The sequence below is a fragment of the Planococcus daihaiensis genome, assembly GCF_049262615.1.
Taxonomy (GTDB): Bacteria; Bacillota; Bacilli; order Bacillales_A; family Planococcaceae; genus Planococcus.
Genome location: NZ_CP175504.1, coordinates 1,878,179 through 1,898,938, shown reverse-complemented (window position 1 = coordinate 1,898,938; position 20,760 = coordinate 1,878,179). Strand labels below are relative to the sequence as shown.

The following is a 20,760-nucleotide window of genomic DNA, read 5'->3' as shown; positions in this document are numbered from 1 at the left end:
CCTCTTCCTTTCCGTTTTAACTCAAGAGTTGATATCCATTCTACACCTATATAGCCTATTGCGTAGACCCCAGTTCCTAAAATGGACATTAATATAATTTTTTTAATTAGAATAGTTTTATTTCTGTAATATTTAATGATATGCTGACTTCAAACCATCAATTATAATATATCTGCGATACGAGCGCACAGCGTTTCACTGGGTTTTCTCTAAGAGACTTCCCGATGAAGAAGCTGTATTCAATTCTTTGCCGAGCTGCTAGTTTTTCGAGATAAATTAAGTCGTTTGATAGTATAGGAGGAAATATTATGGGTGTAACTAGAGACTTTTTTATTGCTTTGTCCAAAAACCAATTATTGAACAGCGGTGCAAAAAAATGGGGCTTAAAACTGGGAGCCGGCAAAATGGTGGCCGGAACCGACATTGACAGTGTGATGAAATCGGTTAAAGAATTGAATAGCGTGGGAATCAGTGCCACCATCGATAACCTCGGTGAGTTCGTTTACAGCAGAGAAGAAGCAACTGCCGCTAAAGAAAGCATCCTGAATACGATCGAAGCTATTCAAGAACACGGCGTCAGTGCCCATATGTCGATTAAACTCACGCAAATCGGTCTTGATATCGACTTTGATTTCACCTTCGAAAATATCCGCGAAATTGCCGAAGCGGCTGCAAAATATGATATATTCATCAACCTGGACATGGAAGATTACGCCCACCTCCAGCAAACCATGGATATTTTAATGGCATTGCGGAAGGATTTCCTGAATGTCGGAACAGTTATCCAAGCTTACTTATATCGGTCAGAAAAAGACCTGGACCTTTTGAAAGACGTTCGTTTGCGTCTGGTGAAAGGCGCCTATAAAGAAATTCCGGATGTTTCCCTGCAAAGCAAACAGGATATCGATGAAAACTTCCTGAAATTGATCAAACTTCGGCTGCACGGGAAAGCGTTTACTTCCATTGCAACCCATGACCATAATATCATCAACGAAGTGAAGAGATATGTTGAAGAACATGACATTCCTCATGACCGCTTTGAATTCCAGATGCTCTACGGATTCCGCACGGAAATGCAGGAAGAATTAGCTGCGGAAGGATTCTCTTTCACGACGTATGTGCCTTTCGGGAAAGACTGGTACGCCTATTTTATGAGAAGGCTGGCGGAACGCCCGCAAAACATCAATCTTGCCTTGCGCGGACTGGTGTCAAAATAAATCCATCACGTATAAAAGGAGCAGCGGACAATGTCCGTTGCTCCTTTCGTTATTTGTATTTAATCCAAATTCCGAACCTGCAGCTTCGGCAATTCTTGTGTCAGCCGTTTGCGGATGGGTTCATATTGCTGCGGAAGTTTTAAGTCTTGTCCCAAAGATTCAAGGGGCTCGTCAATCGCGAATCCTGGCGGGTCGGTGGCGATTTCGAAAAGGATATCGCCGTATTCCCGGAAATAGATGGAATTGAAATAATTCCGGTCCTGCACCGGCGTTACGCCGAGCCTCCAGTTTTCAATCTTTTCTTTCCACTCAAGCTGATCGGCGTCGTCTTCGGCACGATACGCAATGTGGTGGACAGTGCCGACTCCCATCTGCCCGGTACCCTGGCGTTCCGTCATCACTTCGATGATATTGCCAATGTCAGCGGTTGACTGAAAGCGGATGATGTTTCCTTCTTCGCCAATCTTCTCCAGGCCCATCACCGACTCCAGCAACTCCCAAGTTTTCTCGGCGTTGGCTGAAAACAGCAGGGCTCCTGCAAATCCTTTGATGGCTGTTTTTTCCGTGATGTCGCCAAAATCCCAGGTACTGTTCTTGCCATCAGCTCTTTCCACCAATTCCAAAAGAAGTCCATGGGGATCTTCAAACCCCACATATTTTTCATTGAAACGTTCATGTTCGGTATAAGGAACTTTGAATTTCTCCAATCGCTCCTTCCAAAACTCCAGGCTGTTTGGAGGCACCGCGAACGCTGTTACTCCTACCTGGCCATCGCCGATTTTCCCGCGGTAGGCGTTGCCCCACGGGAAGAAGGTCATAATGGTGCCAGGTTCTCCTTCGTTATTGCCGAAGTAAAGATGATAGGTACCCGGATCATCAAAATTGATAGTTTTTTTCGTCATCCGTAACCCTAACACGCCTGCGTAAAAATCCACGTTTTCCTGTGCATCGCCAACAATGGCGGTAATGTGATGGATGCCTGTGATTTTCTTCTCCATTTAACTTCGCTCCTTTGCCTTAAGACTTTCTACCTCAATCATATCAATTAAATATCTCGAATTCAAGATACCCTGCTGATTATGCTGCTCTATTCCGGTTTGTTTTCTTTAAATTTCTGTTTCTTATCTTTCACAAGCTTTTCAGCATCCCTTAAGTCTTCCAGCTGTTGCTCTTTGTCCCGTTCAATTTCCGATTTCTGCTGATGCTCTTCCCTTTTATCGTCTGCACTGCCCTCTGCAACGTCTTTTTGATGTTCTTTTACTTCTTCGATTTTTTCCATTTCTTCATTATACTGCTCTTCCACTTCCGATGTGCCCGGCAGAAACTGCTCTTCGTTAAAATCGGTGCGTTTTCCATAACGCAGCATTTCATAGATGATCAACCCATTATTGGGCATGCCATTCGCCGTTTTCATCGGAACAACGTCGAACAATACGTAATAGAATGCATAAAAGATAAACCGGTTCCAGAATGTTGTATTGTCTTCAAACATGTCGTTTGCCAGCATTGCATTTATTGTCACGGCCACGATGACGTTCGACAGGATTGGTCCGGCATATAACATAATATAAGAAAATTTACTTTCTCTTTTTAAAGAGTCATAGGAAAACCAGCTATACAGGTGATAGTATTTTCGAATATCGAACATTCCGACCTTCACAATTCTCGGGCCCGAGCCTATGGTGAGCCGGGGGTTTTTTACACCCAATATCAGACTGGCGACTACATACCCCATTTCGCGCAGGAAAACGACAACAGGCAGAATGATAAATGCTGAAATTATTAATGCCAATAAATCTCCTAAGCCGAACATATACAGCGCTCCTCATAATTCGCAAATTGTTATTAAATCATTACCCGTTTATTTACCCGCTTCCCCACAAAAGAAGCGCAAATTGCATATATTACAAGATTTGAGCAATTAGTCTCTTTCTTTGTTACAATCATTGCAGATAGGATGAAATACTAACAATGAATTGACAGACTCTGATGTCGGGATGTGCTCCATGAAAAAATCTACTAACTTTCTGCCAAATAGAATAGTAATTTTCCTGCTGATTGCACTTCTATTGCTGGTGGCTGTGGTATCGGCAAAGGATTTGCTGGCGCCACAAGACGCCGCCGCTTCCAAGGAACCCGGCGGATCAGCCGTCTTTGCCCCCCCTCCTTATATAGAAGAAGTCAGAGCGGGAGTGACTGTGATTTCTGATCTTGTTTACGAAGAAGATTCCGGAGCGCTGCTGGACATCTATATTCCTGAAAACAGGGATGAGGCTGTTCCAATTATCTTATGGATTCACGGCGGCGGGTATGTCGGCGGGTCCAAAGACAGCCGGCGTGACTATGCCATGACGCTTGCGCACGACGGCTACCTGGTTGCCAATATGGATTATGGCCTCGCACCCGAACAGCTTTATCCGGGTCCGGTGCTGCAGGCAAATGCGGCGCTGGAATACTTGCAGCGCCATGCCGCTGACTTTGGCGGCGATATGAACCGCATATTCATCGGCGGCGATTCTGCCGGAGCGCAAATTGCCAGCCAGCTCAGCGCCGTTTTATCAAATAGCGGCTTGGCCGGTGCAATGGGGATTCAACCAGCTGTTGATTCGGAAAATGTCCGCGGTGCTTTATTGTTTTGCGGCTTGTATAATATGGCGACTGTCCGAGATACAGGATTTCCGAATATCGATTATTTTTTGAACACCTATACCGGCACTGCTGAATTCGAAAATTTTGCAGACATACAGGAATTGTCGACAGTCCGGCACATCACCGGAGATTTTCCTGATACGTTCATTTCGGCCGGAGACGGCGACCCGCTCGCCCCTCAATCCGCAGAGTTTGCCAGCATGTTAACGGCAGCGGGTGCGGAGGTTGAGACGATGTTCTTCCAAGGCACCGATAAGAATCTCCAGCACGAGTTCCAATATGCGCTGGATACCCTCGACGGACAGGAAACCTTGGCCCGAACACTGGATTTCCTTTCCATTAAGAGCAGATAAAAAAGACTCCAAACCGGCAATTTTCCCTGCCGATTTGGAGTCTTTTTTTAATTATGACTGAGTGCATTTTCTGTTGCTGTGGCCGAGCTGGAACGAGTTGCATCTACTTTTGACTTTCTTCTCGTTGGAATCATATTAAAGACAATATTCAGCACAATCGCCGTTATACTGCCGGCGACGATGCCGTTGCTTGTCAGAATCTGAAAGCTTTTCGGCACCATTGCAAAAATTTCAGGCACCACTGTTACACCCAAGCCGATACCAATCGAGCAAGCTACGATCATGGAGTTTTCCGTGGATTCCCCCATCACTTTGCCGAGCATTTTTATTCCCTGGGCAATAACCATACCGAACATCGCCAGCATTGCTCCGCCAAGGACAGAAATCGGGATAATTGTGGTCATGGCCGCGATTTTCGGTACGAAGCCAAGGGTGATAAGCATCATCGCCGCGATGAAAATGATCCTTCTGGATTTGACGCCGGACATCTGGATCAGGCCGACATTCTGTGAAAAAGCCGTATACGGGAAAGCGTTAAAAATGCCGCCCAGGAAAATGGCCAAGCCTTCCGCGCGGTAGCCTTTCGCCAAATCTTTCTGTTCCAATTTCTTTTTCGTGATATCGCTCAGGGCAAAATAAACGCCCGTCGATTCAACCAACGAAACCATCGCAACCAAGCTCATCGTCAGAATGGCGGACCATTCGAAAGTTGGCATCCCAAAATAAAACGGTTTGACCATATGGAAATATGAAGCTTCTGCAATCGGTGCAAAGTTGACCAATCCCATGAATCCTGCAACCAATGTACCGGCTACAAGGCCAAGCAAAATCGAAATCGCTCTGACAAAGCCGGTTGAAAACTTATAGAGCAAGATGATGAAAATCAACGTTCCAAATGCCAATGAAATATTGGTCAGCGAACCGAAATCTGCAGCTCCCTGGCCGCCGCCCATATTATTGATGGCTACAGGAATTAGCGTTATTCCGATAATCGTCACGACAGAGCCGGTAACGATTGGCGGGAAGAAGCGCACAAGACTGCCAAAGAAGCTGCTGATCAATATTACAAATATTCCGGAAGCGATGATTGCTCCGTAAATTGCGGAAATGCCGAATTCGCCGCCAATGGCAATCATCGGTCCGACCGCCGTAAATGTACAGCCAAGAACGACCGGCAGTCCGATGCCGAAAAAGCGGTTGCTGACAATTTGCAGAAGCGTCGCTACACCACATAACAAGATATCGATTGATACCAAATAGGTTAATTGCTCGGAGTTCAGGCCCAATGCCCCTCCAACGATTAAAGGAACCAATACCGCTCCGGCGTACATTGCCAAAACATGCTGCAATCCCAAAGCTGATTCACCAAAAAACTTTTTCATTAATTGTGTGCCTCCTTAAAAAACTCCGCTTTGCCATTGGCCATCGTTTTAATGTTTGCCAGCGTCTCTACTCGGATCCCGCGTTCACGAATCGCCTTTCCTCCTGGCTGAAAGCCTTTTTCAATAACAATGCCCACGCCGGCAAGCGAAGCTCCGGCTTGTTCAATGATTTCCAACAGCCCAAGAACTGCCTGCCCATTCGCCAAAAAATCATCCAGGATGAGGACAACATCGCCTTTATGCAAAAAATCCTTTGACACCGAAATTTCACTTGTAACATTTTTCGTAAATGAATGAACGTTTGCCGTATATAAATGGTCCTTCATCGTGAGTGACAGGCTTTTGCGTGCAAATACCGGTTTGACGCCCATTTTCAATCCCGTCATCATAGCGGGCGCAATTCCTGAGGATTCGATGGTCAGTATTTTGGTAATTCCCGCATCCGCGAAGCGCGCGGCAAATTCTTCGCCAATCGCCTCCATCAATACCGGATCGATCTGATGATTCAGGAAGGAATCCACTTTCAATACAGATTCTGACAAGACTTTTCCTTCTGCTAAAATTTTCTCCTGTAATTGCTTCATATCACTGGTCCCCTTTCGTCACGGACGAGGGCATAAAAAATAGCCCTCAGAACGTGCATCCATTCATAACCATGAGCGGAGCAATGTCCTTCGAGCTTGAAGTCGAAAGGAAACGCAAAGAAATATGCGCCAAAAAGGGCATAATCCTGTCGTTTCGTTGCTTCTCATAGTCGGTTCATTTGCGGTAAACCGGTAGAAACTCGCGAGCCATATCCCCGCTATTATATGAGTGAATATTCTTTTAGAATGGACCAATTATAGCATGCTGAAAGAAGCTATCAAGGGGAAAGTGAAATATAATAATATTCAGATATAACATTAAAACATATAACGTCCAATAAAATAATCGGAATCCATTGATTTTATTTACGTCTCCCTATATATTTAGAGAGGCGAAATAACATTCGTAAGAAAAGAGTGGACGAAATGAAATCCTGGTTTATGGAGTGGAAGGAAAACATCCTTTCCTTTAATCGAAACATCAAATTATTTATGCTGGCCAATGTCCTGATTCAGATCGGGTTGGGCGTTTTCATGGTTATGTATAATCTATACATAAAAGAACTCGGCATGCCGGCAACCGTCAACGGAAAAGTGATTTCCATGACGGCCATGGCTTCGGCCATCATGCTGATCCCGGCCGGTTTTCTGAGTGATAAATTGGGACGCAAATGGATCATTATTGTCGGCGCCACACTGGGGGCCGTCACCTTGTTTTACCGAAGCTTTGCTGTTCTTGAATCTCCTCTGGTAACTGCCGCTTTTTTCACCGGCCTGTTCATGGCATTTGTCCAGGTCTCCGGTGTTCCGCTGCTTGCCGAAAACTCAAAGCCCGCTGAACGTGTCCACATGTTCAGCATCTACTTTGCGCTGATGACTGCCGCCAATGTGGTCGGCAGCCTGCTTGGCGGAGTGGTATCCGATGTGTTCCAGGTAGTTCTTTTAATGGAAGCAGTCGACGCCATCCGCTGGTCGCTGATTTTCGGCGCAATAATTTTCGCAGCCGGTTTATTGCCGTTGTTTAAGCTCAGCAATAAAGTGCCTGCCCCTTCCGAAAAAGTGGACACCCGCATCGATATTGAACCGGATGATCCCGGTTTGCGGCGAAACCTGATTGTCATTTTCCATTTTTCGTTTGCCAGTCTGCTGATTGGCCTCGGTTCGGGGTTGGTCGTGCCGTATTTGAACCTGTACTTTGCCAATCGCTTTGATGCCTCGAATGCATACATTGGCTTGATACTGTCTTTGGGCTCGGCAATGACCGCTGTCGCCATGTTGATCGGCCCGATGCTTGTGCGGCGGGTCGGCAAGGTCAAGGCGCTGATCATCTTTCAGGTGCTATCGATTCCGTTTTTGATTTTAACTGCCTATACCACTTCGCTGCTGCTTGCTTCCCTAGGCTTTCTGCTGCGGCAGGCGCTGATGAATGCAGGCAACCCCATTCAAAGCGCCATTGCCATGGAAGTGGTGCATGATAAATACAAAGGGCTCGCCAATTCGGTGAACCAGATGGTCTTCAATGTCGGCTGGGCCACGATGGGTCCGGTCGCTGCCGCCCTCGTCATCGCCTTCGGTTCTTATTGGGGCTATGCGTACGCCTTCACAATCACGGCTGTACTCTACATCGTTTCTTCCATCTATTATTATTTCATTTTTGGGAAACGGAAACTGAGCGAGGAATAAATAGAAAAAGCTCCAGACCGCATAATGGTCTGGAGCTTTTCTATGCCGGTTATTGAGTATGTTTCACTTTATAGGTGAATTCAACATCAACAGAATTCCCGGCGCGGAGTCGGACGTGAAATTCCAGCTTATGCGAGTCCATCAACTCGTAATCGTGAGTGGAAGATTCCATCTCCCAAATGGCATCGTCGACAATGTGCTCAAGAAGGATGCCCACATTTTCCGCCTTGCTGTTTTTAATTTGATACTCAAACGTCACATATTCATGGCCGTCCACAATTTTCCGGCTTTTTTCCCGTGCTTTTGTAGTTAAATAATTGGCTTCTCCAATTTTCACATTTAGTTTTTCGCTTGCAGGTGTGTATTCGATGCTGTCTTCGCCAATAAATTCCAGGCCGCCTTCTTTATCCCGCTCGTAAAATTTCATGATTCCTTTCGGAAGCGGCAGTTTGGATCCACCTCCAACAGTCTTACCGAATTGCAAATGGACAGCTGCATTGCTCTTCCCTTTTTCTATTTTATAATTCCGCTGAACATCAAAATCTTGGGTATGCAGGAATGGAATCTGTTTGGTTTGGCCATCTGAAATGGAGATGGGCCTGTCGATTTTATAGACATTCATATCAGCGAATCCATATTCTTCAGTTCCTCCCCCGAAAGATCCGCTTCTAGAGGCTTCATTTTCCATAAGTGGGAATGTGCTTCTGTCCCTTCTCACGTTGCCTGCAATTGCTTTTACAGTGCAATTTTCAAAATTTGTGCCGGTATAATTACGAATAGTGATCCAGCCGGCAAGATAAATTTTATCCGCGTGAAGCTCGGCTGTATAAGTGGCATTCCAGGATATTCCGGCCGTTAGATAAAACAGTTCGATATCGGATTGCACAGCCACAGGTTCTATGCGGCAATGGACCGCCGGATGCAGCTGCATTCTCTCTTCATCCGGAGCCAGCACAACGTCTCCAGTGGGGTTGATAATGATTTCACCCGTTTCTTCATTTTTACCAATAAGGTCAGGTACCGCAGCCAGTAAACGGAGTTTCATTTCTTCCCCGAAATCCGTATTCCTGATTGTGATCAGCCGCCCGATGTGCTTTTTCAGCAATTGTTCTCTGTTAATCGGAGCATTTTCAAAAGTTTGTTCCAAAACGGAGACTCCTTTTATGTAAAAAGAATCTGCTTCGATTTGTTCAGGAAGATCCTCAATCACCAATAAATTCACGCCGGCCTCCATAGTCAGACTGCGTATCTCTTTTACCGACGCAAACCCATTGTTATAAACTGTCATTGCAAGCGATTTTCTGCTGGCTTTTCCTGTCTGGAATCCCATGGTCCGCCTCCTTTTTCAACGACTGAAATAGTTCTTCAAGTATGCTATTGTTGCCACGCGGCAATTGTCCGTCAACGGCGATTTTCTTTCATGCAGGAGATCTCCGTAGGGCATGTCTCCAAGAAATCGAATTTCTTCTATATATACTTTATTTTGCCCTGCATCAAAAACTTCCAAATTCACATAAATGGAATTTCCTTGTTGGACATAATCGATAATTGCGACTCTGTTGTCCATATGGCCTCCTCAAATCCTCTGGTTTTTTATAGTTATTCATTTCCTTATAACAGAATTTTATCACTTTAAAAAATTATTGCCATTCATATATCGGACTATTCGAACTTCTTTTCGGTGAAATAAAAAAGGCAGCAAAGGAAGATCAATCACCTTCCCTTACTGACTTGATATTCAACATTTTTTAGGCAGTCTCTTCACCGACCAGCAGTTCCGGAAAATCCTGTTCAATCCATTCGGCCAGATGATATTCCTGCAAAATTTCAAGCAGTTCTTCTTCATCCGTTTTGTAATAATCCAGTATCTCGTTTTTGCCGGTGTCTTTGAATTTCAAAATATACTTTCTGCGGCCATTTTTTGCAATCACATAGACATCCATCGGACCGTAATTTCTGACTGTCCGAAAATCCTGATATTTCACGAGTGTTTCGGCATCCATTTTGTCCAGATGCGTGTAAATAAAGGCAATGGACCTTTTCTGTTCCGCAGAAATAAAACTCATTTTCGCATGATGCCTGTTGATGAACAGCTCGGATAATTCCTGGTGAAACGTGATGGTCTCCCATTCCACTTTGCTGCGATGCTTCTCGATAAACAGTTCCGACAACACCTGGTAACGGGTTACGGCAATCCAATCCACGCGGTGCGGGTGCCGATCGATCAGCGACATCGGCAATTGCTGACAGGCCGATAAGGAGGGCCAGGACAATGTTTCACTATGCCTCTCGATAAACGCCGGAGAAAGGCCTTTCGAATTCAATAACTCTTTTTTGCGGGAAACAATTTCCCAGTATTGGTTGGCATTAAAGAGGCTTGCTTCATTTTCCCAGGTTTTTTTCTGCCGTTTGCTCAATTTATCGGCGTCATGACTCCATTTTGCCGCCTCCGCAAACTCTTCGATAAATGCTTCGGACACCCTTTGCGTGCGTATAATTTCATCCCAATACAGCCTTCCGCTGAATTCGCGGATAAAGGCTTCCGACAATTGCTGATGGCCGGAAACCAGATACCAATTCACTTGCGATTCATTATCCCGCAAGAAATTTTCCGTCAGCTGTTCCGTTTCACATATTGTATTCCACGAGACCGAACGCTTGTCCTTAATCGCTCTCGCATCCATCAATTCTTGTAAATTATCGAACATCGCGTCCACTCTCTTTTCAAATAATATTCCGTTTCCCCAATACATTTGCGGTCAACAGTTTATATGAATAAAACCCGCATACCGGCATAGACCGACATGCGGGAAGTAAAGTCTTTGACATCATTTCTGCTGATTCTCGGTGTTGTTCCTATTATTTTTCTCGTTCTGGAGGCGTGCCTGCTCTTTGATCGCCTGTTCTTCCTGCTTCAACGTCAAATCACTTTGCTGCTGCTGAGATTTTGGCTTGTTGTTATCCTCAGCCATCATTGCACTCCCTTTCATGTTAACTCTCTTATTCCCCAATGAAAAGGGCTAAAACAGAATTATGTTTTTTTTATCATTAAATTGACCCACTCTACCCTAAATTATGAACCGAAATAGTTAATAATTCAATCTTATCTTGTATACTGAAAATAAGCATGTATTTCTTGCGTAAGTCTGGTGGAATTAGAAAGGGAGGAATAAAATATGTCTTTGCCCGAAAGAAAGATTGAATGGACCCGGGTTTCATTTGGGGACTGGCAATTGTATCTCGCAAAAAGTTCCGAAGGCCTTTGTTACATCAGCACACCGGGGCAGCGTTTTGAAGATTTTTCTGCAAAAATCAGCAAGAAATTCAAAGAGCACGAACTGATTGAGGACCATCAGGCATTGAAACCTTACGTCCGCGAGCTTCAGGAATATTTCAATGGCACAAGCCGCACGCTTTCCTTGCCGATTGATGCCAAAGGGACGCCTTTTCAGCAACAAATCTGGCAGGCGCTGCAGGAAATCCCTTATGGTACAACCGTTTCTTATTCAGAAATCGCCCAGCGAATCAACCGCCCAACCGCTGTCCGGGCTGTCGGCGCAGCTATCGGAGCCAATCCCGTTCTTATTACCGTTCCCTGCCACCGCGTAATCGGCAAAAACGGAACGATGACCGGTTTTCGTGCCGGTATCGATTTCAAGCAATTCCTGTTAGCACTGGAACAAGAAAAAGTTCTATAAAGCAGTAACCCCCGCTGAAGAATTTTCAGCGGGGGTTTTTTGGCTATTTTAGATTGGCAGCAAAGTAACAATCTACTTTTTCTTTTGCACAATTGCGACCGTGCATCTGGATACACAAATCAGCCGCTCTTCTTCATCGACAATTTTTATATCCCACACCATTGTCGTGCGCCCTTTATGCAGCGGCGTGCCAATTGCCGTGACGATGCCGTCCTGTTTTCCTCTAATGTGATTAGCATTAATTTCCAGCCCTACAGCAAATTCATTTTGCTGATCAATGAGATACCAGGTTCCGATACTTGCAACGGTTTCGGCAAGCACAACGGATGCTCCTCCGTGGAGCTGTCCGAACGGCTGATGAGTCGAGGCATTGACTGGCATCGTTGCCGTCACCTTTTCTTCCGTAATTTCTCCCATTTCAATTCCCAATACCCCAGCAATCGTTTCTTCCATCGGTTTGATCTGCATCAACTAATACCCCTTTTCAAAATTTCTATATTTCTGATGTAATCATGGCAAATATTACAACATTTGGCAATGAGAACTCTATATATTCTTATGCTTTCGAATTAAAAATGATTAATACCCGTCATATTCCCTTATAAAACCCGTTTTCATTTTTGTAATCAAAATGTAACAATAAATCGTATTGCCTATTCTATTCTTTGCGCCTAGAATAGAGAGTACTAAAATTAATAAGTAAACTATACTGTTTAACTATAAAAATTTAACATATAAAGGGAGAGAAAATATGAATAAAATAGCCTTTTCAGTAATTGCTTCCGGTTCCTTAGCTCTTTTGATCGGTGTTGCAGATGCAGAAGCAAGTTCTACATATAAGATCAAATCCGGAGACAGCCTCTGGAAAATTGCGAGCCAACATAATGTTTCCGTAGCAAACCTGAAAACGTGGAACCAGCTTTCATCGGATGCTATTTTTCCGAATCAGGTTCTTAAAGTTACGACAGCAGCAAGCGGCAGTTCAGCAACTGCTCCGGCACCCGCTCCTTCGCAGCCGGTCAGCAATGCAACAGCTACATACACAGTAAAATCAGGCGACACATTATCAAGAATTGCTTCCTTACATAAAACAACAGTCAGCAAAATTCAAGAACTGAACAAGATTTCCGGCCACCTGATTTTCCCGGGACAAAAACTGACAGTTAACGGCGCTGCTGTTTCTTCTTCACCTTCCGTGACTGCACCTCAACCACCAGCCGCAGCTGCTCCGGCACCATCCTCGGGGACAGCAAGAACCTACAAAGTCGTCAGCGGCGACACATTAACAGGCATCGCTTACCGCAACGGCATTTCCGTTACTCAATTGATGAACTGGAATGGCCTGACTTCGAGTATGATCCGTATCGGCCAGGTTCTCAAAATCGAAAACTCTACAACAGCACCTTCACAAACAACTCCTGTATCAAATCCTGCCCCACCGGCAGCGACTGATACAGTCGGTAAAATTGTGGCAATGGGCAAATCCCTTGTCGGCACACCTTATGTCTGGGGCGGTTCGACTGCCAGCGGTTTCGATTGCAGCGGATTTATCTATCATGTTTATAACCAAGCCGGCATTAAGGTTCCGCGCACGAACACGACCGGATACGATGCACGTTCATATGATATCAGCTCACCGCAAGTTGGCGACCTGGTGTTCTTCGAAAACACGTATCGCCCGGGAATTTCCCACATGGGTATCTATATCGGCAACAACCAATTTGTCCATGCCGGCGGCGACAAAGTTCAAGTTACGAGTTTGAACGATAGCTATTGGGGCAAGCATTTCTCAGGCTTCAAACGCCTTTACGCAATGGATTGATTTAATTTTGAAGCCTCACTTCCGTGACTACGGAAGTGAGGCTTTTTGGTGCTTTTTTTATTCGCGGATCAATTCTTCCGTAATGGATTCAGCCAGATCCTTGCCATTTTGGATACAGGCGCCGATGCCGACGCCGTAATAGGAAGCGCCGGCCAGTCGAACGTTCGGCAGCTGTTCAGCCAGCTTGCGTTCAAGCCCTTCGACCGCTACTTTATGATTCATATTATAATTCGGCATATTGCCGTTCCAGCCGGTCACTTCCACCGATGTAGGCTGGGCTTCCAGCTTGAGGCTTTTGCGCAGATCTTCGAGTGCAACTTCAGTCAGCTGTTGTTGCGTCATTTCTTTCAATTCCGCGAAACCTGGGTTGGAGCTCTTATAAAACAGGCGCACCAGCAAATGATTCTCTTTGGAGGTATGCGTCCATTTGCGGCTGGTCCACGTGCAGGCATTGCACCGGAGATCGGTGTTCTCAGAAACGATGAACCCGGTGCCATCCGCCGGCAGCTCCGCATCCGGCACGTCGAAACCGAGATAGATGCTGATCAGCGAGGAATTGTGCAATTGGTTGAATTCGGGCTCCAGCTCATTCAAACCCAATACCTGCTGAGCATGATCGTGCGGAGTCGTGATGATGACGTAATCGGCGTCCAGGCTGCTGCCATCTGCCAGGCGAAGCGTCAGGGCTTTCCCTCTCTTCCCAATGGCTGACACCTGCGTACCTTTCATGATTTCCGCAGCCGCCATACTTTCTTCCAGCCGGTCGATCAATACGGACATGCCGCCGTCAAACGACAGGAATTTTTTATTGCCCGCTCCCTGGAATTTGGCTTTATTGGCTTCAAGGCCTTTAATGATGCTGCCGTAATCGTTTTTATAATCGACCAGATAGGGCAACGTCGACGACAGCGTCAGGTCGTGCAATTTGCCGGAATACACGCCGGACAATACCGGTGCAATCTGCTTCTCCACCAATTCCTTGCCCAAAAAGCTTTCAAGGAATTCTCCGATTGAACTGTCACGCGTAAAATGCTCATTTCTGGTTTCAAGATCCTTCAACGCCTCCTGCTTGCCCTGTTCCGAGATCAACGTGGAACTGAACAGGGCATGTTCGTCCATCGGGATGCCAAAAACCGTGTCTTTCGGAATCGGGTGCAGCCCGCTGTCTGTATAGAGATAGGAGATGCCTGTGCCGTTATAGACAACGCGGTCCTCGAGGCCAAGCTCTTCGACCAGCGGCCACACGCTGCCATGCCGTGCCACGATGGAATCCGCTCCTATTTCCATGATGAATTCTTCGTTTTTGACGGTGCGGATTTTACCGCCGAGCTGCTGATCCTTTTCAATCAGCACCAATTCCAGCTCTAAGTTTTTCTCCCGACTCAGCTTTTGCAAATAATGCATCGCGGACAACCCCGTGATGCCGCCGCCGATAATCGCCACTTTCTTCACGCCAACCACACTCCTTATAGATAATTCCATTTTAACAATAAACCTTCCAAACCGCAGTTGGTTTCATTTATTAGATGCTGTTTCTTAAACGTGTTAATATAGTAATAAAGTAATGACTGAATTACTTCTATATAATGAAGGAGAGTTTCAAATGACCAACCCGATCGAACACACTATCATGAACAGACGCTCCATCACCAATTTCAAGCTGGACCCGGTCGACATCGATGAAATCATCGAGCTGCTCAATATCGCAAAATGGGCTCCAAATCATACAGTGAACGAACCTTGGCGCTTCCTTCTCTTTGCAGAAGCCGGCAAAGAGAAGTTCGTCCAGGCCTTTCTTGATTGCGCATCGAAAGTGAACGGCGCACCTGCTCCCGCTGCACTCAATAAAGCAGAGTATTTCCGGGACATCCCCCTTCACCTGGTCGTTGTCATTTCGGAAGATCCGCGCCAGAAACAGCGCGATGAAGATATGGGAGCCGTCGCATCGCTGCTCCAGAACTTTCAGCTGGCGGCATGGGAACGCGGCATCGGCATGATTTGGCGTTCCAATGACTGGATTTACAAGCCGGCTTTCCGCGATGCAATCGGGGTACAGCCGGGCGAGAAAGTTGTCGCCACCATGATGATTGGCTATCCGCAGACGGTGCCGCAAAAACGTGACCGCACAGATATTCGCGAGAAATTGACCATCATCAAAGAATAAGCTTCCAATAGAGAGACTCTGGTTCCCCAGAGTCTTTTTTATATGGCATAAATCCGGTTAAAAAAAGGCTTCGCGGATGCGAAACCTTCCTTTTTAAAGCAACACAGACATCGCGCCGACGGCTCCCGAATATTCCCCGTTCTCGAGAAACAGCGGTATAGCGCCTCGGAGAACGGTGTAACTTTCAACAACTTCCTTTAACAGCGGGTTTTGGATAAACGATGATCCGATGTATATGATTGTGGAGCTGTCGCAATTTTTTGCGGCATGCACGCTGATGGTGCTGACGGTTTCACCGACCAGACCGATCACCGCTGCGAGCAATTCTTCCTTGGATAATTGATCCGCCACTTCGAAGATTTTATTGCCGAAATTACTGGCCGTCAAATCGCCCGAAATCGGCGGAACCTTCCCCTCATAGATATCCTTGACTTTCAAGTCAACGCGGTCCCGGGAACCTTTGCGGGCAAGCGAAACCATTTCTTCATAATCAATGACTCCGGTCAATAACCGGCTTAATCCGATGAAAGTTCCGCCACCAATTCCGGTGCCGCCAACTCGTTCCTGTTTGTTGTTTTCTATGCAGTGAATCGATGTGCCGGTTCCCACATTCGTCAGGAGATAGGAATCATCATGGCGATCCATCCTGTTCAGGAGGAATTGCACACCCAAATGCGTCGCTTCAAATTCCACCATTTCTTTCGCGTCTTTGTTCAACAAGGCAAGGAGAACTGCCGACCTTCCCCCTGTAATGCAAATTTCACCAACATCCAAGCCGTTTACCCAGGAAGCCACTTGCTCCATTTCAGCTATGAGGTATTTTTTAAAGTGGAGCGACCCATTTTCGGTGTACGCCACTTTAACGAGCGTCCCTCCCGCATCTATTCCGACAATCATTATTGCACCTGCTCTTTCCCGCATTTCATCCAGCAAAACGCCAGTTTGTTATGTAAGCATATGGTGAAATTCTACCACAATAATGAATTCAATGGGAATCTCTTTGCCTCTATACGGAGAGCCGAGCCGTTAATTGTGCATTAATCTGCATACAAAAAGCTGACCTCTGAAGGTCAGCTTTTGTGAATGACTTGCATGCGCTGGTTAAACAATGTGGGATAAGACATGAAGCCGAGCATGACGCTGGTCACTGCGGCAGTGGTCAACAACAGGAACATGATCAGCAACTGGAATTGAACGGCTTGGATTGGATCAGCACCTGCAATGATCTGGCCGCTCATCATCCCCGGCAATTGCACAAGGCCCACTGTTTTTTGGCTTTCGATGGTCGGAATCATACTGGCTTTGATCGATTTGATCAATTGCCCGTGAATCGCTTGTTTTGGCGTTCCACCAAGCGACAGCACCAATTCAGTTTCATCCTGATGCGATTCCACTTCCGCGGTGAAACGGTTGAGAAACAGTATGGCGAGCACCATCGAATTGCCGATGACCATCCCGCTGATTGGAATGATGTATTGGGCTGTAGCAGGCGTAATATTCATGCCAATCAGAATCCCTTGCGTCAGCACTTCTACAAAAATAAGGGTGGCAGCCACTTTCCAGGTAATGCCTTGGATCGACACGCCTTTATTTTTGGCGTTATGAGTAGCTGCGACAATCATCAATGTCACCATCAGGAAGATGTAAAGTAAACTTTCCGAGTCAAAAACGAATTTCAATATGAAGCCGACAAGCAGGAGTTGAATGATTGATCGGATTGTCGCAATTATGGTATCGCGTTCAAGACCTAAGTTTAATGTTTTGGACAGAACGAGTGGAATTGCGACAAAAATGAGGGTGATTGATAATGTCAGATACGTCATTCCGCTCCCCCCTGCACAAATAATTTCACTCTATCATTGGACGGTGCGCGCAATAAATCGCTCTTCCCGGTCTCCACAACTTCGCCGTCCATCATGACCCAGCTAAAATCGCCGATATCGAGTGCCTGCTGAAGGTTGTGGGTGATCCAAATGATGGTCGTCCCGAATTTCCGGTTAATCAACGCGATCAATTCCTCCACTTCCTTCAGGGAAGTGCGATCCAACGAAGAAGTGATTTCATCAAGCAAAAGAATTTCCGGTTTATTGACCAGGGTTCGGGCTATCGAAACTTTTTGACGCTGTCCACCGGAAAGATCGTTGGTTTTCCGTTCCAGGAATTTCCCATCCAATCCAACATCGTGCAACAGACTTTCTGCTTGCTCTTCCTCCAGCTTCTTCCCTTGCAATTCCAACGGCAATGCCAGGTTTTCGTAGACAGTTCCGCTCACCATCGGCGCACTCTGCAAGGCGATACCGACTTTTCGGCGGAGTTCCACCGGTTCAAAACTGTCAATCCGCTGGTCTTTGATATAGATGTCACCCGAATCAGGAGACAGCAGGCCATTGCATAATTTTAACAGCGTTGTCTTTCCGGCGCCGGATGGACCCACCAAAGTCGTAATTTTCCCTTCCGGAAAAGACCCTGTTATACCTCGCAGGATTTGATTGCCATCTATTGAATAGTTCACATCATTAAAATGGATGGCCGGTTTATAATCTGTCTTCACCTGTTTCCCTCCTTTAACAGAAAACCAGCACACTGCTGACAGTGTGCTGGTTGGTTGCTGTCGCTATTGTTAGTTTTCCAGTTTCCGGCTTGCGAATTCATCGTCCATTTTCAGGAAGTACTCGCCGCCTTCTTCAATGCCTCTTACACGGGTAATAATATCGCGGAACGTTTTTTCTTCTTCCATCTGTTCTTCGATAAACCAGTCCAGGAATGACAAAGTTGCGTGTTCCTGCAGCTCGTCCGCTAAAGTCACCAATGCGTAGATGTTGCTGGTCACGTCTTTTTCCTGTGCCAATGAACTTTCAAGCACATCAATTGCACTGACAAAATGATTTTTCGGTTCGGTAAGGTTTTGCAATACCGGCTTTTCATCCATTGCCGTTAAGTAATGGTAGAATTTCATCGCATGAAAATGTTCTTCCCGAGATTGAACCAAATAGAAATTGGCGAATCCGTGATATCCTTTTTTTGAAAAATACGCTGCCATTGCCGTATAGGCATGAGCCGCCTGCAATTCATTATTAAACTGATCGTTCAACGCATTCGTTAGTTTTTCTGGTAACATCAATAATTCCTCCTTTTTCTTAATTAGAATTATTCTAATGTAGATAATATACCACAGACCCATCACAATGAAAAGCAATTGAGAATTATTGTTTTTAATTGATAATTATAATCATTTATAATGGTTTCAAGAAACCTTTAAACAATAATGATTATCGATTGTAAAAATCCTTTGAATTATCGAGTACTATTTACTTACTTTTAGTAACTGATTGTAGTACGATGATTTTATCTTAGTATTTATGGGGGAATTTGCATGTCACAAATGAAACTGGAACCGCAGGTGTTTGCGGTCTTAAAAGATAAAATCCAGATGATCAAATCAAAGGAAGGGGCTATTTATCTGGTCGGTCCGATCAGGCTTCCTGTCAATCTGGATGGCGATACGATTATCTTCAACTGGTATTGCTGGCTGACTTTGGAGGAAGTAACAGAAGACTACGAGAGCATTATTGAAAAACTGTCTTCCGCAAACTTGTCTGAATATCAGCAATCGAGTGTGTTGGTCTACGGAGATTTTGAACATACCGAAGACGCGTTGATCCGCATGCATTCCATCTGCCATACCGGAGACATCTTCGGCAGCAAACGGTGCGATTGCGGCTTCCAATTAAAACAATCCATGAAACGCATCGCGCAGCACGGCAGCGGCGCGTTGTTCTACCTTGCCAATCACGAAGGGCGCGGCATTGGCCTGTTCAGTAAAGCGATGGCCTATGTGCTGCAGGAAAACGGCTATGATACGGTCGAAGCAAATGAAAGCCTCGGATTTGTGGACGATTCCAGAAATTACGACGACGCCATAGCGGTGCTGCGCGCACTTCGCACAAAACCCGTCACGTTGATGACGAATAATCCCAAAAAAGTGGATGCCATTGAAAAAGCCGGGCTTGCCATCGCAGAGCGGACTTCCCTTTGGGGAGACGAGTCCGAATACAATTCTTCCTATCTGGACACGAAAGTGAAACGCTCCGGCCATATTAAAGGGGAGGACACCGTCCATGCCAAATCATGAATTTTATATGGATCTCGCGCTGAACAATGCACGGACCATGAAAGGGCAAACGGACCCGAACCCGCTCGTCGGCTCGGTGATTGTCAATGACAACCGCATTGTCGGTGTCGGCGCGCATTTGAAAGCCGGGGAACCCCATGCGGAAATTCACGCATTGCAGATGGCCGGGGAAGCGGCACGCGGCGGCACGATTTACGTAACGCTGGAGCCTTGTTCCCATTTCGGCCGGACGGGCCCCTGCGCCCAGGCAATTATCGATGCCGGCCTCCGCGAAGTCGTGATCGCCGCACTCGACCCGAACCCGCTCGTATCGGGCAACGGTGTCAAAATGCTGGAAGACGCGGGAATCCGCGTGGTCAGCGGTATCCGCGAACAAGAATCTCGTCAAATGAATGAAGTGTTCAATAAATATATAACGACGAAAAGACCGTTTGTTACATTAAAAGCCGCTTCGACGCTGGATGGCAAAATCGCGACGCATGCGCTCGACAGCAAATGGATCACCTCTGAAGATGCGCGCCGGGATGTCCATGAATTGCGCAGCGAACACATGGCAATCCTCGTCGGTGTCGGCACAGTAATTGAAGACGATCCCGCATTGACTGCGCGAATTCCAAACGGCCGCAACCCGATCCGCGTCGTTCTCGACTCGTCCCTGCGGCTGCCGATGGACGCTAAAGTCGTGCAAGACGGCGCTGCCGAAACTTGGATTTTCACCAGCCGCACATACGACCGCTCCAAAGCCGAGCATCTGGAACAAGCAGGCGTCCGCCTGTTTGAAACCGCCGGCGACACCCGCACCGATGTCAACGACCTGTTGCGCATCCTGGGAGAAAACGAGATCTCCTCCCTCTTCATCGAAGGCGGCGGCACCGTCAATTCCGCATTCCTTGAAAATCACCTGATCGATAAAGTCGTGCTGTATTTCGCGCCGAAACTGGTAGGTGGAAGTGATGCACCGACATTCCTTGAAGGCCAAGGGTTCGGGTTAATGAAAGAGGCAATCGATTTGACGGACGGAGAATTTACGAAAATCGGTAAAGATTTTAAATTTACCGGTTATCCTGAAAAGTGAG

General features: G+C 46.3%; 22 protein-coding genes and 1 riboswitch. Of the genes, 8 read left to right on the top strand and 14 right to left on the bottom strand.

Translation table 11 applies throughout. From position 1 onward, the window contains the following. Positions 1 to 308 precede the first annotated feature (308 nt). Positions 309 to 1,217 (top strand): proline dehydrogenase family protein, encoded by a 909-nt coding sequence (locus DHX103_RS09265; RefSeq protein ID WP_422122007.1) that lies wholly within the window; start codon positions 309 to 311, stop codon positions 1,215 to 1,217. Positions 1,218 to 1,276: 59 nt separating this feature from the next. On the opposite strand, the gene DHX103_RS09260 is transcribed toward DHX103_RS09265, so the two are convergent. Together DHX103_RS09260 and DHX103_RS09255 are read right to left on the bottom strand one after the other, a co-directional pair. Next, positions 1,277 to 2,215 carry a ring-cleaving dioxygenase gene (locus DHX103_RS09260; protein ID WP_422122006.1) on the bottom strand — a complete coding sequence of 313 codons (939 nt, stop codon included), beginning with the start codon at positions 2,213 to 2,215 and terminating at the stop codon, positions 1,277 to 1,279. Positions 2,216 to 2,304: 89 nt separating this feature from the next. Beyond that, positions 2,305 to 3,030, bottom strand: coding sequence for a hypothetical protein (locus DHX103_RS09255; protein WP_422122005.1), 726 nt, complete (start codon positions 3,028 to 3,030; stop codon positions 2,305 to 2,307). 193 nt (positions 3,031 to 3,223) lie between these two features. Between DHX103_RS09255 and DHX103_RS09250 the strand changes: the two genes are divergently transcribed. Continuing rightward, a complete protein-coding gene (locus tag DHX103_RS09250; protein WP_422122004.1) occupies positions 3,224 to 4,219 on the top strand; it encodes an alpha/beta hydrolase in 996 nt (331 codons plus the stop codon). Positions 4,220 to 4,266: 47 nt separating this feature from the next. Here DHX103_RS09250 and DHX103_RS09245 read toward each other — a convergent pair whose 3' ends face one another. Together DHX103_RS09245 and DHX103_RS09240 are read right to left on the bottom strand one after the other, a co-directional pair. Further along, positions 4,267 to 5,601, bottom strand: coding sequence for a nucleobase:cation symporter-2 family protein (locus DHX103_RS09245; protein ID WP_422122003.1), 1,335 nt, complete (start codon positions 5,599 to 5,601; stop codon positions 4,267 to 4,269). Further along, on the bottom strand, positions 5,601 to 6,185 hold the full coding sequence (locus tag DHX103_RS09240; RefSeq protein ID WP_422122002.1) for a xanthine phosphoribosyltransferase: 585 nt from the start codon (positions 6,183 to 6,185) through the stop codon (positions 5,601 to 5,603). The genes DHX103_RS09245 and DHX103_RS09240 overlap by 1 nt, the downstream gene beginning before the upstream one ends. Positions 6,186 to 6,332: 147 nt before the next feature. Continuing rightward, positions 6,333 to 6,434, bottom strand: a riboswitch (purine riboswitch). Positions 6,435 to 6,611: 177 nt separating this feature from the next. Between DHX103_RS09240 and DHX103_RS09235 the strand changes: the two genes are divergently transcribed. Continuing rightward, positions 6,612 to 7,868, top strand: a complete 1,257-nt coding sequence (locus DHX103_RS09235) for an MFS transporter (protein WP_422122001.1) — start codon at positions 6,612 to 6,614, stop codon at positions 7,866 to 7,868. A 49-nt stretch (positions 7,869 to 7,917) separates the two neighbouring features. Here DHX103_RS09235 and DHX103_RS09230 read toward each other — a convergent pair whose 3' ends face one another. The 4 genes from DHX103_RS09230 to DHX103_RS09215 all read right to left on the bottom strand — a co-directional run bounded on the left by DHX103_RS09230 (position 7,918) and on the right by DHX103_RS09215 (position 10,840). Continuing rightward, entirely contained in the window at positions 7,918 to 9,198 is a 1,281-nt protein-coding gene (locus DHX103_RS09230) for a DUF4139 domain-containing protein (protein ID WP_422122000.1), read from the bottom strand. Positions 9,199 to 9,213: 15 nt separating this feature from the next. Then, positions 9,214 to 9,435: a hypothetical protein gene (locus DHX103_RS09225; RefSeq protein ID WP_422121999.1), complete on the bottom strand. Its 222-nt coding sequence runs from the start codon at positions 9,433 to 9,435 to the stop codon at positions 9,214 to 9,216. 181 nt (positions 9,436 to 9,616) lie between these two features. After that, a complete protein-coding gene (locus DHX103_RS09220; protein WP_422121998.1) occupies positions 9,617 to 10,576 on the bottom strand; it encodes a hypothetical protein in 960 nt (319 codons plus the stop codon). Between the two features lie 120 nt (positions 10,577 to 10,696). Further along, on the bottom strand, positions 10,697 to 10,840 hold the full coding sequence (locus DHX103_RS09215; RefSeq protein ID WP_422121997.1) for a hypothetical protein: 144 nt from the start codon (positions 10,838 to 10,840) through the stop codon (positions 10,697 to 10,699). Positions 10,841 to 11,044: 204 nt separating this feature from the next. Between DHX103_RS09215 and DHX103_RS09210 the strand changes: the two genes are divergently transcribed. Further along, the gene (locus DHX103_RS09210; RefSeq protein ID WP_422121996.1) at positions 11,045 to 11,566 is read left to right on the top strand and encodes a methylated-DNA--[protein]-cysteine S-methyltransferase; all 522 of its coding nucleotides are present in this window, start codon (positions 11,045 to 11,047) and stop codon (positions 11,564 to 11,566) included. A 72-nt stretch (positions 11,567 to 11,638) separates the two neighbouring features. Here DHX103_RS09210 and DHX103_RS09205 read toward each other — a convergent pair whose 3' ends face one another. After that, complete coding sequence (locus DHX103_RS09205; protein ID WP_422121995.1) at positions 11,639 to 12,034, bottom strand: hotdog fold thioesterase; 396 nt, start codon at positions 12,032 to 12,034, stop codon at positions 11,639 to 11,641. 283 nt (positions 12,035 to 12,317) lie between these two features. On the opposite strand from DHX103_RS09205, the gene DHX103_RS09200 reads away from it, so the two are divergent. Further along, the gene (locus DHX103_RS09200) at positions 12,318 to 13,388 is read left to right on the top strand and encodes a LysM peptidoglycan-binding domain-containing protein (protein ID WP_422121994.1); all 1,071 of its coding nucleotides are present in this window, start codon (positions 12,318 to 12,320) and stop codon (positions 13,386 to 13,388) included. A gap of 57 nt (positions 13,389 to 13,445) precedes the next feature. On the opposite strand, the gene DHX103_RS09195 is transcribed toward DHX103_RS09200, so the two are convergent. Further along, complete coding sequence (locus tag DHX103_RS09195) at positions 13,446 to 14,840, bottom strand: protoporphyrinogen oxidase (RefSeq protein ID WP_422121993.1); 1,395 nt, start codon at positions 14,838 to 14,840, stop codon at positions 13,446 to 13,448. 151 nt (positions 14,841 to 14,991) lie between these two features. On the opposite strand from DHX103_RS09195, the gene DHX103_RS09190 reads away from it, so the two are divergent. Next, entirely contained in the window at positions 14,992 to 15,552 is a 561-nt protein-coding gene (locus DHX103_RS09190; RefSeq protein WP_422121992.1) for a nitroreductase family protein, read from the top strand. 93 nt (positions 15,553 to 15,645) lie between these two features. Here the strand turns inward: DHX103_RS09190 and coaW are convergent, their stop codons facing one another. From coaW to DHX103_RS09170, 4 genes are all read right to left on the bottom strand, one after another. Next, positions 15,646 to 16,449, bottom strand: a complete 804-nt coding sequence (gene coaW, locus DHX103_RS09185) for a type II pantothenate kinase (RefSeq protein ID WP_422121991.1) — start codon at positions 16,447 to 16,449, stop codon at positions 15,646 to 15,648. Between the two features lie 173 nt (positions 16,450 to 16,622). Then, positions 16,623 to 17,375: an ABC transporter permease gene (locus DHX103_RS09180; protein ID WP_422121990.1), complete on the bottom strand. Its 753-nt coding sequence runs from the start codon at positions 17,373 to 17,375 to the stop codon at positions 16,623 to 16,625. Then, complete coding sequence (locus DHX103_RS09175) at positions 17,372 to 18,103, bottom strand: phosphate ABC transporter ATP-binding protein (protein WP_422121989.1); 732 nt, start codon at positions 18,101 to 18,103, stop codon at positions 17,372 to 17,374. The genes DHX103_RS09180 and DHX103_RS09175 overlap by 4 nt, the downstream gene beginning before the upstream one ends. A 69-nt stretch (positions 18,104 to 18,172) precedes the next feature. Beyond that, positions 18,173 to 18,670, bottom strand: a complete 498-nt coding sequence (locus DHX103_RS09170) for a ferritin (protein WP_422121988.1) — start codon at positions 18,668 to 18,670, stop codon at positions 18,173 to 18,175. Between the two features lie 255 nt (positions 18,671 to 18,925). Here DHX103_RS09170 and DHX103_RS09165 point away from each other — a divergent pair, with 255 nt between their 5' ends. Both DHX103_RS09165 and ribD read left to right on the top strand, forming a co-directional pair. Next, positions 18,926 to 19,684, top strand: coding sequence for a GTP cyclohydrolase II (locus DHX103_RS09165; protein WP_422121987.1), 759 nt, complete (start codon positions 18,926 to 18,928; stop codon positions 19,682 to 19,684). Further along, positions 19,671 to 20,759 (top strand): bifunctional diaminohydroxyphosphoribosylaminopyrimidine deaminase/5-amino-6-(5-phosphoribosylamino)uracil reductase RibD, encoded by a 1,089-nt coding sequence (ribD, locus tag DHX103_RS09160; RefSeq protein WP_422121986.1) that lies wholly within the window; start codon positions 19,671 to 19,673, stop codon positions 20,757 to 20,759. Before DHX103_RS09165 ends, ribD begins: the two co-directional genes overlap by 14 nt. Position 20,760: the final 1 nt, after the last annotated feature.

Excerpts from the sequence above, each read along its gene's own strand:
- DHX103_RS09265 (WP_422122007.1), top strand. The coding sequence starts at position 309 with ATGGGTGTAACTAGAGACTTTTTTATTGCTTTGTCCAAAAACCAATTA.
- DHX103_RS09260 (WP_422122006.1), bottom strand. The coding sequence starts at position 2,215 with ATGGAGAAGAAAATCACAGGCATCCATCACATTACCGCCATTGTTGGC.
- DHX103_RS09255 (WP_422122005.1), bottom strand. The coding sequence starts at position 3,030 with ATGTTCGGCTTAGGAGATTTATTGGCATTAATAATTTCAGCATTTATC.
- DHX103_RS09250 (WP_422122004.1), top strand. The coding sequence starts at position 3,224 with ATGAAAAAATCTACTAACTTTCTGCCAAATAGAATAGTAATTTTCCTG.
- DHX103_RS09245 (WP_422122003.1), bottom strand. The coding sequence starts at position 5,601 with ATGAAAAAGTTTTTTGGTGAATCAGCTTTGGGATTGCAGCATGTTTTG.
- DHX103_RS09240 (WP_422122002.1), bottom strand. The coding sequence starts at position 6,185 with ATGAAGCAATTACAGGAGAAAATTTTAGCAGAAGGAAAAGTCTTGTCA.
- DHX103_RS09235 (WP_422122001.1), top strand. The coding sequence starts at position 6,612 with ATGAAATCCTGGTTTATGGAGTGGAAGGAAAACATCCTTTCCTTTAAT.
- DHX103_RS09230 (WP_422122000.1), bottom strand. The coding sequence starts at position 9,198 with ATGGGATTCCAGACAGGAAAAGCCAGCAGAAAATCGCTTGCAATGACA.
- DHX103_RS09225 (WP_422121999.1), bottom strand. The coding sequence starts at position 9,435 with ATGGACAACAGAGTCGCAATTATCGATTATGTCCAACAAGGAAATTCC.
- DHX103_RS09220 (WP_422121998.1), bottom strand. The coding sequence starts at position 10,576 with ATGTTCGATAATTTACAAGAATTGATGGATGCGAGAGCGATTAAGGAC.
- DHX103_RS09215 (WP_422121997.1), bottom strand. The coding sequence starts at position 10,840 with ATGGCTGAGGATAACAACAAGCCAAAATCTCAGCAGCAGCAAAGTGAT.
- DHX103_RS09210 (WP_422121996.1), top strand. The coding sequence starts at position 11,045 with ATGTCTTTGCCCGAAAGAAAGATTGAATGGACCCGGGTTTCATTTGGG.
- DHX103_RS09205 (WP_422121995.1), bottom strand. The coding sequence starts at position 12,034 with ATGCAGATCAAACCGATGGAAGAAACGATTGCTGGGGTATTGGGAATT.
- DHX103_RS09200 (WP_422121994.1), top strand. The coding sequence starts at position 12,318 with ATGAATAAAATAGCCTTTTCAGTAATTGCTTCCGGTTCCTTAGCTCTT.
- DHX103_RS09190 (WP_422121992.1), top strand. The coding sequence starts at position 14,992 with ATGACCAACCCGATCGAACACACTATCATGAACAGACGCTCCATCACC.
- coaW (WP_422121991.1), bottom strand. The coding sequence starts at position 16,449 with ATGATTGTCGGAATAGATGCGGGAGGGACGCTCGTTAAAGTGGCGTAC.
- DHX103_RS09180 (WP_422121990.1), bottom strand. The coding sequence starts at position 17,375 with ATGACGTATCTGACATTATCAATCACCCTCATTTTTGTCGCAATTCCA.
- DHX103_RS09170 (WP_422121988.1), bottom strand. The coding sequence starts at position 18,670 with ATGTTACCAGAAAAACTAACGAATGCGTTGAACGATCAGTTTAATAAT.
- DHX103_RS09165 (WP_422121987.1), top strand. The coding sequence starts at position 18,926 with ATGTCACAAATGAAACTGGAACCGCAGGTGTTTGCGGTCTTAAAAGAT.
- ribD (WP_422121986.1), top strand. The coding sequence starts at position 19,671 with ATGCCAAATCATGAATTTTATATGGATCTCGCGCTGAACAATGCACGG.